General features: G+C 64.1%; 14 protein-coding genes. 7 read left to right on the plus strand and 7 right to left on the minus strand.

What is annotated here, in order from left to right; translation table 11 throughout:
- Positions 1 to 7 precede the first annotated feature (7 nt).
- On the plus strand, positions 8 to 583 hold the full coding sequence (locus HS968_RS24780) for an AAA family ATPase (protein ID WP_182369150.1): 576 nt from the start codon (positions 8 to 10) through the stop codon (positions 581 to 583).
- Here HS968_RS24780 and HS968_RS24785 read toward each other — a convergent pair.
- The gene (locus tag HS968_RS24785; RefSeq protein ID WP_182369151.1) at positions 546 to 1,346 is read right to left on the minus strand and encodes a helix-turn-helix domain-containing protein; all 801 of its coding nucleotides are present in this window, start codon (positions 1,344 to 1,346) and stop codon (positions 546 to 548) included. The genes HS968_RS24780 and HS968_RS24785 overlap by 38 nt on opposite strands.
- Before the next feature lie 12 nt (positions 1,347 to 1,358).
- The gene (locus HS968_RS24790; RefSeq protein ID WP_182369152.1) at positions 1,359 to 2,216 is read right to left on the minus strand and encodes an NAD-dependent epimerase/dehydratase family protein; all 858 of its coding nucleotides are present in this window, start codon (positions 2,214 to 2,216) and stop codon (positions 1,359 to 1,361) included.
- A 198-nt stretch (positions 2,217 to 2,414) separates the two neighbouring features.
- Between HS968_RS24790 and exbB the strand changes: the two genes are divergently transcribed.
- The 6 genes from exbB to HS968_RS24820 all read left to right on the plus strand — a co-directional run bounded on the left by exbB (position 2,415) and on the right by HS968_RS24820 (position 9,109).
- Positions 2,415 to 3,350, plus strand: coding sequence for a tonB-system energizer ExbB (gene exbB / locus HS968_RS24795; protein WP_182369153.1), 936 nt, complete (start codon positions 2,415 to 2,417; stop codon positions 3,348 to 3,350).
- A 3-nt stretch (positions 3,351 to 3,353) separates the two neighbouring features.
- Complete coding sequence (exbD, locus tag HS968_RS24800) at positions 3,354 to 3,773, plus strand: TonB system transport protein ExbD (RefSeq protein ID WP_106738196.1); 420 nt, start codon at positions 3,354 to 3,356, stop codon at positions 3,771 to 3,773.
- Positions 3,773 to 4,510 (plus strand): energy transducer TonB, encoded by a 738-nt coding sequence (locus tag HS968_RS24805; RefSeq protein WP_106738195.1) that lies wholly within the window; start codon positions 3,773 to 3,775, stop codon positions 4,508 to 4,510. The genes exbD and HS968_RS24805 overlap by 1 nt, the downstream gene beginning before the upstream one ends.
- An 87-nt stretch (positions 4,511 to 4,597) precedes the next feature.
- The gene (locus tag HS968_RS24810) at positions 4,598 to 5,524 is read left to right on the plus strand and encodes a hydrogen peroxide-inducible genes activator (protein WP_119693975.1); all 927 of its coding nucleotides are present in this window, start codon (positions 4,598 to 4,600) and stop codon (positions 5,522 to 5,524) included.
- Positions 5,525 to 5,532: 8 nt separating this feature from the next.
- Positions 5,533 to 7,608 carry an ATP-dependent DNA helicase RecG gene (recG, locus tag HS968_RS24815; protein WP_182369154.1) on the plus strand — a complete coding sequence of 692 codons (2,076 nt, stop codon included), beginning with the start codon at positions 5,533 to 5,535 and terminating at the stop codon, positions 7,606 to 7,608.
- 91 nt (positions 7,609 to 7,699) lie between these two features.
- On the plus strand, positions 7,700 to 9,109 hold the full coding sequence (locus HS968_RS24820) for an aminoacyl-tRNA deacylase and HDOD domain-containing protein (protein ID WP_182369155.1): 1,410 nt from the start codon (positions 7,700 to 7,702) through the stop codon (positions 9,107 to 9,109).
- Between the two features lie 148 nt (positions 9,110 to 9,257).
- On the opposite strand, the gene HS968_RS24825 is transcribed toward HS968_RS24820, so the two are convergent.
- The 5 genes from HS968_RS24825 to HS968_RS24845 all read right to left on the minus strand — a co-directional run bounded on the left by HS968_RS24825 (position 9,258) and on the right by HS968_RS24845 (position 13,419).
- Positions 9,258 to 10,013 carry a hypothetical protein gene (locus tag HS968_RS24825; protein ID WP_182369156.1) on the minus strand — a complete coding sequence of 252 codons (756 nt, stop codon included), beginning with the start codon at positions 10,011 to 10,013 and terminating at the stop codon, positions 9,258 to 9,260.
- An 81-nt stretch (positions 10,014 to 10,094) separates the two neighbouring features.
- Positions 10,095 to 10,490 (minus strand): helicase, encoded by a 396-nt coding sequence (locus tag HS968_RS24830; protein ID WP_179623034.1) that lies wholly within the window; start codon positions 10,488 to 10,490, stop codon positions 10,095 to 10,097.
- A gap of 222 nt (positions 10,491 to 10,712) precedes the next feature.
- Positions 10,713 to 10,985, minus strand: coding sequence for an HU family DNA-binding protein (locus tag HS968_RS24835; RefSeq protein WP_003242571.1), 273 nt, complete (start codon positions 10,983 to 10,985; stop codon positions 10,713 to 10,715).
- A 188-nt stretch (positions 10,986 to 11,173) separates the two neighbouring features.
- On the minus strand, positions 11,174 to 12,322 hold the full coding sequence (locus HS968_RS24840) for an NAD(P)/FAD-dependent oxidoreductase (protein ID WP_182369157.1): 1,149 nt from the start codon (positions 12,320 to 12,322) through the stop codon (positions 11,174 to 11,176).
- Between the two features lie 341 nt (positions 12,323 to 12,663).
- Positions 12,664 to 13,419, minus strand: coding sequence for an outer membrane beta-barrel protein (locus HS968_RS24845; protein ID WP_179623036.1), 756 nt, complete (start codon positions 13,417 to 13,419; stop codon positions 12,664 to 12,666).
- Positions 13,420 to 13,645: the final 226 nt, after the last annotated feature.

Raw genomic sequence — 13,645 nt, forward strand, 5'->3', positions numbered from 1 at the left:
ACCAGTGATGCAACTTCCGCCATTCCATGTACTGACCGGCGGCCCCGGCAGCGGCAAAAGCAGTTTGCTGGCGGCGTTGGCGCAAACCGGTCACAACGTCGTCGAAGAAGCCGGGCGGGCAATCATCCGCGATCAACAGATCATCGACGGCCATGGCCTGCCCTGGCGAGAACCGCTGCTGTTCGCCGAACTGATGCTGGCCTGGGAACTGCGTGCCCATCGTCAGGCACTGGCGCTGAGGGGGCCGGTATTCTTCGATCGCGGCCTGGTGGACGTGATCGGCTACCTGCGCCTGAGCGGCCTGCCGGTAGCCCGCCACCTGCTGCTAGCGGCACGCCAGCTACGTTACCAACCGCAGGTGTTCCTGCTGCCGCACTGGCCGCAGATCTACTGCAATGATGCCGAGCGTCGCCAGGATGCTACCGAGGCCGAGCGAACCGCCGAGGTGATGCGGGAGGTCTATGCGGACTTCGGCTATCAGCTCATCGACGTGCCACCGGACAGCCTGGAGCAACGCCGCGATTTCGTCCTGCAGCACTGCGGTCTCACCCCTGGGCCAAGGTGCGGAAACGCCCCGGCGTGACGCCGGTGAAGCGGCGAAATACGCCACTGAAATGCGCCTGGTCGTAGAACCCCAGATCCAGCGCCACCTCGGTGAGGGCTCGCCCCTCCAACAGCCTGCGCTTGGCTTCACGTACCCGGCATTGCAGCAGATAGGTGTGCGGCGGCACGCCATAGGCGCGGCGGAAGGCCTCGATCAGATGGCGCGGGTGACGCTGTACCAGAGCGGCCAGATGCTCCAGGCTGACGGCCTCGGCGTAATGCGCCTCCAGGTAGTCGCGCAGCTGGGCCGTGGCACCGCCGTCACGCGCCGTTGGACGTGCCTCGCGCAAGCCGCCGTGACGCACGAACACCAGTTCCAGCAGTGCCAGCAGTTCACTCTCCAGCGCCAGCGCATCGCCCCCTTCGAACTGACCGGCCAGACGCGCCAATCCCGCCGCCACGCGCCCGTCATCGTGGGGGTTGAGCGTGCGAAAGCCACTGGGCAGGCTCTTGCGCCCAAGCAGAGCAGGCAACCGCGACTCCTCGACGTAGAGCATGCGGTAGATCAGCCGTGGCGACTCGGCGTGCCCGGTGTGCGGCTCCTCGGGATTCATCAGCGAGAGGGTTCCCGCTGGCAACGCGTGGCGCTGACCGCGGCACTGGTAGCCACCCACACCCTGCACGATCGCCCCAACGGCAAATGCATCGTGACTGTGACGCCCGAACGGCTGGCCGGAAAAGTCGGCGTGGAACAGCTCGATTCCCGGCAACCAAGGCTTGGCCAGAAGGCGATTGGCATCCATCTCGGCAGCGGCTCAGCGATCCGCCAGGATCGCCGCGTAGCCTTCACGGTAACTGGGATACTGCGGCGCCCAGCCCAGCGCACGGGCGCGGGCGTTGCGGCAACGCTTGCTGCCGGCGCGACGAACGCGCTGCTCGTCACTCCAGTGCGTGACGCCCAACTGCCCACGCAGCCAGCCCACCACCTCGTGCAGTGGCGCCGGCTCGTCGTCCACGCCCAGATAGCAGTCGGCCAGGGTCTCGCCTCGTGCGTCAGCCTGCAGCAGGGCTGCAAGCAAGCCGGCGGCATCATCGACGTGGATGCGGTTGCCATAGAGTGGCGGCGCCTCGCTGACCCGGTAGCCTCCCCGCACCTGCCCCAGCAACCACTCGCGCCCTGGGCCATAGAGGCCGGTCAGGCGCACCGTGGTTGCCGGTAAGCCACTGTCCAGAGCCACACGCTCAGCCTCACGCATGATGACCGCCGAATAGCTCTGCGCTTCGGCAGGCGAGTCTTCGTCGATCCATTCACCCTCCTGCTGGCCATAAACGCCGCTACTGGAAGTGAACAACAGGCGCTTCGGGCGCTGCCCGTGCTGCGCCAGCCAGCCCAGTACACGCTGCAATCCCTCGACGTATGCCGCCCGATAACCGGCCTCGTCATGCTGCGTCGCAGCGGCGGCGTAAACCACATAATCCACCGCCCCCACAGGCCAGGCTGCCGGACAGGCATCGGCCTGCAGATCGCCAGCCAGCGGCAGAATCCCTTCAGGCAAGGCGCTGGTATTACGGCGCAGGCCGTGCACTGTCCAACCCAGTCGATGCATCTGCAGGGCAAGGCGGCTACCAACATCGCCGCAACCGGCGACCAGAAGTGTGGGAGAGACTGTCATCGAAGGCTCCGGAAAGACTCAGCAAAGGGCACGACGCGATTATCGCCAACCACGGCGACAAGAGGGATCGGATTAGCGGCGTGACGCGAAAAATAGTTATATGTTACATTCTCAAACAATAATGAATCTCAACAGTTATCAGGGTGATGCACTCGCATCGCCCTACCGGCACATTTCCCTCTATCTCAGGACCGTCTCATGAAGTCCGTAATCCGCGATGTCTCTCCCCTGCGCCTGCTGGCCACCCTGCTGCTCGGTCTGACCCTGGCCACTTCCGCAGTCGCCGATGAAGCCCCCCCCACCGCTACCGCCACGCCGCCGACCACCAGCGAGGCCAGCAGCAACGCCACCGTTACCCCGGCGGAGCAGACCGAAATCGCCCCAGCGCTGCCCGAGACGGCACTCGAAGAAGCCGAAATGAGCGAAGCCCTGGCCGGCCATGACCTGTCGCCGTGGGGTATGTATCAGAGTGCCGACGTGGTGGTGAAGTCGGTCATGATCGGCCTGCTGCTGGCCTCGGTTCTGACCTGGACCATCTGGCTGGCCAAAAGCATCGAACTGCTCGCCGCCAAGCGTCGCCTGCGTCGCGAGATGCCGGTGCTGAAGGCCGCGCGTACGCTCAAGGATGCCGGCAACAGCATGGATGGCGAAGCGTGCATTTCCCATCGCCTGGTGCAGGACGCCCTCGAAGAAGTGAAACTGACCGGCAGCGTGCGTGAAGCCGACGGCCTCAAGGAGCGCGTCAGCTTCCGCCTCGAGCGCCTGGTCGCTGCCAGCGGCCGGCAGATGAGCCAGGGTACCGGCGTGCTCGCCACCATCGGCTCTACCGCGCCCTTCGTCGGTCTGTTCGGCACCGTTTGGGGCATCATGAACAGCTTCATCGGCATCGCCAAATCGCAGACCACCAACCTCGCTGTCGTCGCTCCCGGCATCGCCGAAGCCCTGCTGGCCACCGCCCTGGGTCTGGTCGCGGCAATTCCGGCCGTGGTCATCTACAACGTCTTCGCCCGCTCCATTGCCGGCTACAAGGCGCAGGTAGCGGACGCTTCGGCCCAGGTACTGCTGCTGGTCAGCCGTGACCTCGACCACCTGCCCTCTGAGCGTCAGGCTCCGCACATGGTCAAGGTGGGGTAAGTCATGGGCATCCATCTGCACGATAGCGATGAGCTGCAGGAAAGCCACGAGATCAACGTCACGCCCTTCATCGACGTGATGCTGGTGCTGCTGATCATCTTCATGGTCGCCGCACCACTGGCAACGGTGGACATCAAGGTGGACCTGCCCGCCTCCACCGCCAAGCCCGCACCGCGCCCGGACAAGCCGATCTACGTCAGCATCAAGGAAGACCTCAGTCTGTACCTGGACAACGACGCGATCAGCGACGAACAGCTCGGCGCCACCCTGGACAAGCTGACCCAGTCCGACAAGGACAAGACCATCTTCGTCCGTGGCGACAAGAAGGTCGAGTACGGCCGTCTGATGGAAGTGATGGATGCCCTGCGCAGCGCGGGCTATCTGAAAGTCGGCCTGGTAGGTCTGGAGACGGTCGGTAACTGATGGCCAACGTACGCAAGTTGTCCGGCTGGGGCATCAGTCTGCTGGTGATCCTCGGCCTGCATGTGGCGATCGGACTCTGGGCGATGTACTGGACGGTCAAGGCAGAACCGCTGGAACTGCCGCCCGCCGCCATGATGATCGAACTGGAGCCGCTGCCAGCACCGGCGCCTGCCCCGGCACCTCCGCCGCCGCCGCAGGTGCAGCCGGAACCGGAGCCGCTGCCCAAGCTGGCCGAAGCGCCCAAGGCGAAGATCGCCCTGCCGCCCAAACCCAAGCCGCAGCCCAAACCTCAGCCCCCCAAGCCGAAACCGCCTGAGCCGGTTCCGCCCAAGCCGCAGGAAACCGAGAGCGTCAAGGAAAGCGTCGCCCCGGCCAATGAAACGCCCAGCGAGAACAAGCCGGCTGCACCGCAACTGGCCGCGCCCAGTGTTCCCAGCGCCGCCGAGCGCACCTGGCAGAGCGAGTTGTTCAATCATCTGGCGCGCTACAAGCGCTACCCGGAGGATGCACGGCGCCGTGGCCTGAAGGGCACCAATCGGCTGCGCTTCGTGATCGACGGCAACGGCATGGTGTTGTCCTACGAGCTGGTGGGCAAGACCGGCAGCGCATCGCTGGATCGCGCCACGCTGCAGACCATCCGCCGCGCCCAACCGCTGCCCAAGCCACCAGCCGAGTTGCTGAAGAATGGCACGCTGGAAATCGTCGCGCCTTTTGTCTACTCGCTGGAACAACGCTGAAAACAAGTGCCCTCGGTGCAGAGCCGCGGGCGCTTGGTTCCATTGACTACACCCGCTATGCTTGTGGCAGTTCAATGGAAAAAGACTATGACCCTCACCGAACTGCGTTACATCGTCACCCTTGCCCAGGAGCAGCATTTCGGCCGCGCCGCCGAACGCTGTCACGTCAGCCAGCCGACCCTGTCCGTCGGCGTGAAGAAGCTGGAAGACGAGCTTGGCGTACTGATCTTCGAACGCAGCAAGAGCGCGGTACGCCTGACCCCGGTCGGCGAGGGCATCGTCACCCAGGCGCAGAAGGTGCTGGAGCAGGCTCAGGGCATCCGTGAGCTGGCCCAGGCCGGCAAGAACCAGCTGGCCGCACCGCTGAAGATCGGCGCCATCTACACCGTTGGCCCCTACCTGTTCCCGCACCTGATTCCGCAGTTGCACCGGGTCGCACCGGACATGCCGCTGTACATCGAGGAAAACTTCACCCATATCCTGCGCGACAAGCTGCGTACCGGTGAGTTGGACGCCATCATCATCGCCCTGCCGTTCCAGGAGGCCGATGTCCTGACCAAGCCGCTGTACGACGAGCCCTTCTACGCCCTGCTGCCAGCCGGCCACCCCTGGGCGGCGATGGAAACCATCGATACCAAGCTGCTCAACGACAAGAGCCTGCTGCTGCTCGGCGAAGGCCACTGCTTCCGCGACCAGGTGCTGGAAGCCTGCCCGACCCTGCGCAAGGGCGGCGACGACCACGGCAAGCACACCACGGTGGAGTCCAGCTCGCTGGAAACCATCCGCCACATGGTCGCTTCCGGCCTGGGCGTGTCGATCCTGCCGTTCTCGGCGGTGGACAGCCACCACTACGCACCCGGCGTGATCGAAGTCCGTCCGCTCAGCGCACCGGTGCCCTTCCGCACCGTGGCCATCGCCTGGCGCGCCAGCTTCCCGCGGCCCAACGCCATCGAGGTGCTGGCCGACTCCATTCGCTTATGCTCGGTGGCCCGTCCCCAGGCCAAGAGCGCCTGAGAACAGGCGTGACCGAACTGGCCAACGTTCCCGTTACCACGCTCAAGGGCGTGGGGGCGGCGCTGGCGGAAAAACTGGCCAAGGTCGGCCTGGAAAGCCTGCAGGACGTTCTCTTTCACCTGCCGCTGCGCTACCAGGATCGCACCCGCATCACCCCCATCGGCGCCCTGCGTCCGGGCCAGGATGCAGTGGTCGAAGGTATCGTTGCTGGTGCCGACGTGGTCATGGGCCGGCGCCGCAGCCTGCTGGTGCGCCTGCAGGATGGCAGCGGCACGCTGAGCCTGCGTTTCTTCCACTTCAGTCAGGCGCAGAAGGAAGGCCTCAAACGCGGCACGGCGCTGCGCTGTTATGGCGAAATACGCCCTGGCGCCACGGGCCTGGAAATCTACCACCCGGAATACCGCGCACAGAGTGGCGACGAACCGGCACCGGTGGAGCAGAGTCTGACGCCCATCTATCCGACCACCGAAGGGCTGACCCAGCAGCGCCTGCGCCAACTCAGCCAGCAGGCGTTGGCGCGCCTCGGGCCCCATAGCCTGCCGGACTGGCTGCCAAGTGAGCTGGCCCGCGACTATCGCCTGGCCCCACTGGACGAAGCGATCCGCTACCTGCATCGGCCACCGCCGGATGCCGATGTCGAAGAGCTCGCCGAAGGCCGCCACTGGGCCCAGCATCGTCTGGCTTTCGAAGAACTGCTGACGCACCAGTTGTCCCTGCAACGCCTGCGTGAGCAGGTACGCCGGCAGCAGGCCCCAGCCCTGCCTGCGGCCAAGAAACTGCCGCAGCTGTATCTGCAGAACCTTGGCTTCGCCCCCACTGGTGCGCAGCAACGGGTCGGTGCCGAGATCGCCTACGACCTGGCGCAAAGCGAACCCATGCTGCGCCTGGTACAAGGCGACGTCGGCGCCGGCAAGACGGTGGTCGCCGCCCTGGCCGCCCTGCAGGCACTGGAAGCGGGTTATCAGGTGGCTTTGATGGCACCGACTGAAATCCTCGCCGAGCAGCATTTCCTCAACTTCAGCAAATGGCTGGCGCCACTCGGCCTGGACGTCGCCTGGCTGGCCGGCAAGCTCAAGGGCAAAGCGCGCTCGGCGGCCTTGGAACAGATCGCTGGCGGCTGCCCGATGGTGGTCGGCACCCATGCGCTGTTTCAGGACGAGGTGAAATTCAAGCGCCTGGCGCTGGTGATCATCGACGAGCAGCACCGCTTCGGCGTCCAGCAGCGCCTGGCTCTGCGCCAGAAGGGCATCGACGGCCGCCTCTGCCCGCACCAGTTGATCATGACCGCCACGCCCATCCCGCGCACCCTGGCGATGAGCGCCTACGCCGACCTGGATACCTCGATCCTCGACGAGCTGCCACCCGGCCGTACGCCGGTGAACACCCTGGTGATCGCCGACAGCCGCCGCGATGAGGTGGTCGAGCGCGTGCGCAATGCCTGCCAGCAGGGCCGCCAGGCCTACTGGGTGTGCACCTTGATCGAAGAATCCGAAGAGCTCACCTGCCAGGCAGCGGAAACCAGCTTCGAGGAGCTCTCGGCGGCACTCGGCGAGCTGCGCGTCGGTCTGATTCACGGACGCATGAAGCCGGCCGAAAAAGCCGCGGTGATGGACGAATTCAAGCAAGGCCATCTGCAATTGCTGGTGGCCACCACGGTGATCGAAGTCGGCGTTGACGTGCCCAACGCCAGCCTGATGATCATCGAGAACCCCGAGCGCCTTGGCCTGGCGCAGTTGCACCAGCTACGCGGACGTGTCGGCCGGGGCAGTGCAGCCAGCCATTGCGTGCTGCTCTACCACGCGCCGCTGTCGCAACTGGGGCGAGAACGCCTGGCGATCATGCGTGAGACCACCGATGGTTTCGTCATCGCCGAGAAGGATCTGGAACTGCGTGGCCCGGGCGAAATGCTCGGCACCCGGCAGACCGGTCTGCTGCAGTTCAAGGTGGCGGATCTGATGCGCGACGCCGATCTGCTACCCGCCGTTCGCGATGCAGCGCAGGCACTTTTGGAACATTGGCCACAACATGTGGCTCCATTATTGGAACGCTGGTTGCGTCACGGCCAGCAATACGGTCAAGTGTGAACCTGGTCACAGGACAACTGCCGCCACGAACCTTTGCGCAACTGCCCGCTGGTTATACTCCGAAACAGATGCGCCAACGCCGGATACCGATATGACTGAAGCCGCCCTCGCCCCCAACGACAACCCGCAGGCCCCTGCCGTGATCGTGCAACTGCTGGAGAAACTCGCCGTGCCCTACCAGGTACGCGCGGAGCGACCGGGCCTGCCGAACGAGACGCGCCTGCAAGCCGTGCTGGTGGATGATGCTGTCGGCGCCCTGCTGGTGCTCTACCCACGCAGCCACCTGCTGGATCTGTCGCGCCTGGCAGAACTCACCGGGCGTCAGCTCACCGCGGTCAAGCCGGAGCGCCTCGAACGCATGCTCGGCAAGCACAACCTGGCCGCCCTGCCAGGCCTGCCACCCCTGACCAGCTCGCCCTGCCTGTATGAAGAACGCCTGCTGCAAGTGCCAAAGCTGCTGATCGAGTCAGGCCAGCCGGGCGTTCTGCTGGAGATTCCTACCGAGGCCTTCAAGGGCTTGCTGAGCAAAGCCAGCGCCGCGCGCTTCGGCGAACCGGTCAGCGCCATCCGCCTGAACCTCGACCGCCCCGATGACGACCGCGCGGAAATCACCCAGGCGGTACAGGCCTTCACTGCGCGCCGCATCCAGCAGCGCCTGGAAGAAACCATCGAGATTCCGCCACTGCCGGAAACCGCGCAGAAGATCATCAAGCTACGCGTCGACCCCAATGCCACGGTGGACGACATCACCGGTGTGGTGGAAACCGACCCGGCATTGGCCGCGCAGGTGGTCAGTTGGGCGGCCTCGCCCTACTACGCCGCGCCCGGCAAGATTCGCTCGGTGGAAGATGCCATCGTCCGCGTGCTGGGCTTCGATCTGGTGATCAACCTGGCCCTTGGCCTGGCCCTGGGCAAGACCCTGAGCCTGCCGAAGGATCAGCCCCAGCACGCCACCCCCTACTGGCAGCAAGCGATCTACACAGCCGCCGTGATCGAAGGCCTGACCCGTGCCATGCCGCGCGCACAGCGCCCAGAGGCGGGCCTCACCTATCTCGCCGGCCTGCTGCACAACTTCGGCTATCTGGTGCTGGCGCACGTCTTCCCACCGCACTTCTCGCTGATCTGCCGCCATCTCGAGGTCAACTCGCACCTGTCGCACAGCCACATCGAACAGCACCTGCTGGGCATCACGCGCGAACAGATCGGTGCCTGGCTGATGCGTCACTGGGATATGCCCGAAGAACTGTCCAGCGCCCTGCGCTTCCAGCAGGATCCGAGTTATGCCGGCGACAACGCCGCCTTCCCCAACCTGGTGTGCCTGGCGGTCAGCCTGCTACGCAATCGTGGCATCGGCGCCGCCGGCCCACAGGGCGAGATCGACGATGAACTGTTCGAAGCCCTGGGCCTGAGCCGGGAAAAGGCCGAAGACGCGGTGAACAAGGTGCTTAGCGCCGAAGTCGCCCTGCGCGAGCTGGCCGCACAGTTCCAGCACCCACACTGAACGACCAGGCGGGCTAAATGGCGGGTTGCACCCGCCCTACGACTGGCATCCATACAGCCATCGCATCGTAGGGCGTACCGGGCGGCGATCCGTACGCGAAGCAGTACGCGGTTGGATGGCTGACGCTAGGTAGGCGTTCCTATCCGCCCTATGGTTTGCTCGCTGCTTTGCGCAGTTGCTCGCGGCGCTCGCCGAACAGCTGCGGCACGGCCTCGATACTGGCGCTGAGCAGTTGGTTGACACTGGCATGCTCGTACAGCGCGGCGTACTCGGCCAGTTGGTCGCTGGGCAATTGCCTGTAGGCATACAACATGAAGGACTCGACTGCCTGCGCGCTGGACTCACGTATGGCTCGCGCCTGCTCCTGCGTGCGGGCCTGCAACTCGGCCTCGTCGAGGTTCTCACCCCGCGCCCTCAACGCCAGCAGCGCTTGAGTCTTGCCCACTTCGTAACGCAGCAGGCTGGCCAACGCCGTGGTTTGCGCCGCTGCGTCGAGGCGCTTGACCAGCTCCAGGCGCACGCCACGGGGCGGCTGCTCGCTCAAACGCTGACGATATTCGGCCAGCCCCTCGGGTTGTTCACCTACCGCGCGCTCGGCAGAGGTAAAACGCTGCGCCAGCGGGCTGTCGAGACGCTCACGTATTTCCGCCAGCTGTTCGGCCTCGAAGCGTGCGCCCACGCGCCTGGCCAGATCCAGACAAAACGCTTCACCTGCAAATAGCTGGGCAAGGCGCTTCTGCTCAGCCTCCTCCTGGCCGCGCTGCAGCAGCGGCAGGCTCTGCTCGCAGAGCAGATGAATTCCGGCGAGCTCGAATAACGGCAACAGGGCTTTCGGCTCTGCGGGCTCGGCACGCACCGAGGCGGCCGCCAGCAGCGATAAGAGGGACAACAGGAAAAGACGCATGGCCGAGCTTTCCACAAGAACGTGTGGGGAGCCTAACCAAAGCGAGGCGTGGCGGCCAGTCGTGCCACGCTCACAGGCGAATCAGGCGGCCTTTTTCGGCGCTTCGGCCTTCTTCTTCGGCATCAGGTACTTGGTCAGCCCCTGGAACCACATGACCAGCGCCGGGTTGCCCTGGATCTGGATGTCCTTGTTCTGGATGCCCTGCATGAAGGCCAATTGCTTGTTCTTCGCGGTCATGGTGGCAAAGCCGTAAGCTGCATCCTTGAAGCCAATGGCGAACGCCGGCTCGCTGGCCACACCGCGCTTGCTGCTGACACGCTGGCCCGAGACGATGAAATGACGGGCGACCTTACCGTCGAGGGTGTGCAGCTGGAACACCATGTCACGGCCTTCGAGCTGCTGACGAAACGCAGGGTTTTCACGGCTAGCCTTGGCCATCAGACGGCCCAGCATCCACAGAAGAAAACGGAATTTCATGCACAGGCCCTCGTGATCGAAGATGATGGCCGCGCATTGTAGTGGTTTTCTTGCAAGACTACAGCCCGTCCAAAGCACGGCTGCAAGGAGTGGCGACGTAGGGTGCGCCGTATGCATCTGATGGAAGCACCGATTTGCGTCTGTGCGCACAACGCAGCCTACAACAGACAAGCAGCTCCGATGTGGGGGAAGCCCGGAGCCGAACGGCTCCGGGCAACGGGCTCAGTTGACCGCGTCTTTCAGGGACTTGCCCGGTTTGAAGGCGACGGTGTTGCTGGCCTTGATCTTCACCGGTTGACCGGTTTGCGGGTTCTTGCCAGTACGGGCGCCGCGATGGCGCTGGACGAAAGTACCGAAGCCCACCAGGGTCACACTGTCCTTGCGGTTCAGTGCACCGGTGATTTCTTCCAGTACGGCGTTGAGTACACGATTGGCTTGATCCTTGGTCAGATCAGCCTTTTCGGCGATGGCGGCGGCGAGTTCCGGTTTACGCATAGATGCCTCTTTGACGGTTTTTTGTTGTTGTGTCCGTGCTGTTCTTCCAGAACAGCGCCCAAGGCGCCGCAACAGCTCTGCGCTGCGGCAGACCCAAGGGAGAATGGCATGCCGCATCGTACTGCGCCAGTCTCGTCCGACAGTTTAACCAGGCAATTTCGTGGCGTATCCGACAGAACGGCAGGCAATCATGCCAGCAGGGGCGGTAATTCCTTGTTCAGGGCCAGTTTCTCCTGCACGGCCGTACCGGTCAGGGCATAGCCCAGCAGCGCGCCGGAAGCGTCACGGCAGAGCGCCTTGATGTCGCCAGCAGAACCCTCGACCGTCCACTCCCCCTGACTGCCACGCGGCGGCGGCGATACCACCAACGGACAAACCGGCGTCTTCACCGTAACCGGCATTGGCCCGTAGCTCACGGCAGTGGGCTCACCGGCCAAGGTCTTGGCCAGGGCCCGGGCGCACGTCATCAGCGGCATCACGTAGAGCAGATTGAGACCATCGACCTCGGCACAGTCGCCCAGCGCATAGATATTGGCGTGGGACGTGCGCAGCTCACGATCGACCATCACGCCGCGGTTGACGTCGAGCCCGGCAGCAGCGGCCAGGTCGATACGCGGGCGCAGGCCAACGGCCGAGACCACGGCGTCGCACTCGACCAGGCTGCCATCGGAAAGCAGGGCCTGCAGGGCATCGCCATGATGGTTGAGGTTGGCCAGCACGGGGCCCAGATGGAAGCGCACACCGAGACCTTCAAGACCGCTCTGCACGGCGGCGGCAGCGGCCGGATGCAGCAGGCCAGGCATCACCTGCTCGCAAGGCGCCAGCACTTCGACCTGGTAACCGCCGGCGGTCAGGTCATTGGCGAATTCGCAGCCGATCAGGCCGGCACCGAGGATCAGCACCCGACGTTTGCCAGCCGCAGCAGCACGGAAGCGGGCGTAGTCCTCCAGGTCGTTGATCGGGAAGATCGCGTCCTGGGCATCGCCTTCCACCGGCACACGGATGGGCTCTGCGCCCCAGGCCAGTACCAGATCGCGGTAGACCACGGCTTCCTCACCGATCCACAGACGCTTGTGGCCGGGGTCAATGCCGGTGATACGGGTGTGGGTGCGAATCTCTGCATTGAGCTGCTCGGCCATGGCGCCAGCCTCGGCCATGGCCAGACCATCGGCGTCCTTGTTCTTGCCGAAGCCGGTGGAAAGCATTGGCTTGGAATAAGAGCGTCCATCATCGGCGGTGATCAGCAGCAGAGGCGTCTGGGTGTCGAGCTTGCGCCACTCCTTGGCCAGGTTGTAACCGGCCAAGCCGGTACCGATGATCACGACAGGTGCACTCATGCGCTCTTTCCTCGCAATGAAAAACGATACGACGGCCCACAGGCCGCCTCCCGAGATGGCGGGATGACACCCTACTGGATCGGGCAAGCGCTGGCCAGATGACGTTCAGTCGGCCAGTCGGAGGTTGGGGAAAGAGGGAATTGGCGGGGCTATCGACAAGGGCAAACCGCCTGGTGAACCAGGCGGTCTACGAGGCGCTTAGAGCCTGTTCAAAGGCTCGCGAGCTAGAGCCAGGCAAGGCGAAATCGAGCGAAGAAGCGCAGTTTACGAGCTGTAAATGAGCATTCTGAGCTTGATTTCAACACTGCATGGCCGACGCGCAGCAGACTTTGAACACGCTCTTAGAACGCCAGACCAACGCGCAGGCCTACTTGCTCCTGCTTGAGCTTGCTGCGCTCGGCGATGGCACTGTTGCTGTCGAGTTCATAACGCGTCTGGGTGTAGTACAGGCTGGTGCTGATCGGCAGGTTGTTGATGCCCTTGTTCCACAGCACGGTCAGCTCGCCATAAGGGTTGACCTTGTCTTTCAGATCGACCGAGTCGCTGTCACCGTCGATCTTCAGACGCGCTTCGGAGTTGATCGAATAGCGCGCGCCCACCTCAAGGCGCAGCGTGTAATCCGGGGTCAGGTAGTTGTAACCGAGCCCGGCCTTGGCGAACGGCGATTTGCTGGTCAGCTTGACGTTGCTGTCGAAGGGGCCGACGTCATCCTGCTCGATGCGCCCCCAGTCGTAGCCGCCACCGATGATCACGTCGACGTAGTTGTTGGTGCTCAGCGCGGCACGCAGACCGAGATCGATGTCGGCGCGCGCGGACTTGTACTCCACATCGTCCTTGTCACGGTACTGGCCCTCGATACCAGCCTGATAGATGAAACCTTCCTGCCCCGTCAGCTTGTTGCCGAAGTGGTAGAACAGACCGCCCTGATTGAGACGTTCCTTGTCGCTCTCGTCGTCCACGGTCAGCTTGTACTGGTTGTGCGAAGCGATCACACCGAACGTCGAGATCGGGTCGGTGACCGAGTCTGCATAGGCTTGGGAAGCGCCCGCCAGGCACAGGGCGAGAGTGGTTTTTGGGATTATTCTGGTCAGTTGCATGGCTTTATCCTTGGCAATTGGGGGTGGATAACGCCGTTCACCAAAATGGTGCGACGCAGGTTCCTAGACTGCGTCTACCCCGCGCGATTCGGTAAAACCGATGAGCGGTCTCGAAACTGAACGAAGGCTGAATGGCCCTGTGCTGGAAGAGGAAATGCTGACCGACTGGTCATCTCACGCCACGGGCGTGCACAGCGGCCGACTCGTTGCGAGTTCGGCCGGCTGC

Source organism: Pseudomonas berkeleyensis, from assembly GCF_014109765.1.
In the GTDB taxonomy this organism is placed as follows: domain Bacteria; phylum Pseudomonadota; class Gammaproteobacteria; order Pseudomonadales; family Pseudomonadaceae; genus Aquipseudomonas; species Aquipseudomonas berkeleyensis.

Excerpts from the sequence above, each read along its gene's own strand:
- HS968_RS24780 (WP_182369150.1), top strand. The coding sequence starts at position 8 with ATGCAACTTCCGCCATTCCATGTACTGACCGGCGGCCCCGGCAGCGGC.
- HS968_RS24785 (WP_182369151.1), bottom strand. The coding sequence starts at position 1,346 with ATGGATGCCAATCGCCTTCTGGCCAAGCCTTGGTTGCCGGGAATCGAG.
- HS968_RS24790 (WP_182369152.1), bottom strand. The coding sequence starts at position 2,216 with ATGACAGTCTCTCCCACACTTCTGGTCGCCGGTTGCGGCGATGTTGGT.
- exbB (WP_182369153.1), top strand. The coding sequence starts at position 2,415 with ATGAAGTCCGTAATCCGCGATGTCTCTCCCCTGCGCCTGCTGGCCACC.
- exbD (WP_106738196.1), top strand. The coding sequence starts at position 3,354 with ATGGGCATCCATCTGCACGATAGCGATGAGCTGCAGGAAAGCCACGAG.
- HS968_RS24805 (WP_106738195.1), top strand. The coding sequence starts at position 3,773 with ATGGCCAACGTACGCAAGTTGTCCGGCTGGGGCATCAGTCTGCTGGTG.
- HS968_RS24810 (WP_119693975.1), top strand. The coding sequence starts at position 4,598 with ATGACCCTCACCGAACTGCGTTACATCGTCACCCTTGCCCAGGAGCAG.
- HS968_RS24820 (WP_182369155.1), top strand. The coding sequence starts at position 7,700 with ATGACTGAAGCCGCCCTCGCCCCCAACGACAACCCGCAGGCCCCTGCC.
- HS968_RS24825 (WP_182369156.1), bottom strand. The coding sequence starts at position 10,013 with ATGCGTCTTTTCCTGTTGTCCCTCTTATCGCTGCTGGCGGCCGCCTCG.
- HS968_RS24830 (WP_179623034.1), bottom strand. The coding sequence starts at position 10,490 with ATGAAATTCCGTTTTCTTCTGTGGATGCTGGGCCGTCTGATGGCCAAG.
- HS968_RS24835 (WP_003242571.1), bottom strand. The coding sequence starts at position 10,985 with ATGCGTAAACCGGAACTCGCCGCCGCCATCGCCGAAAAGGCTGATCTG.
- HS968_RS24840 (WP_182369157.1), bottom strand. The coding sequence starts at position 12,322 with ATGAGTGCACCTGTCGTGATCATCGGTACCGGCTTGGCCGGTTACAAC.
- HS968_RS24845 (WP_179623036.1), bottom strand. The coding sequence starts at position 13,419 with ATGCAACTGACCAGAATAATCCCAAAAACCACTCTCGCCCTGTGCCTG.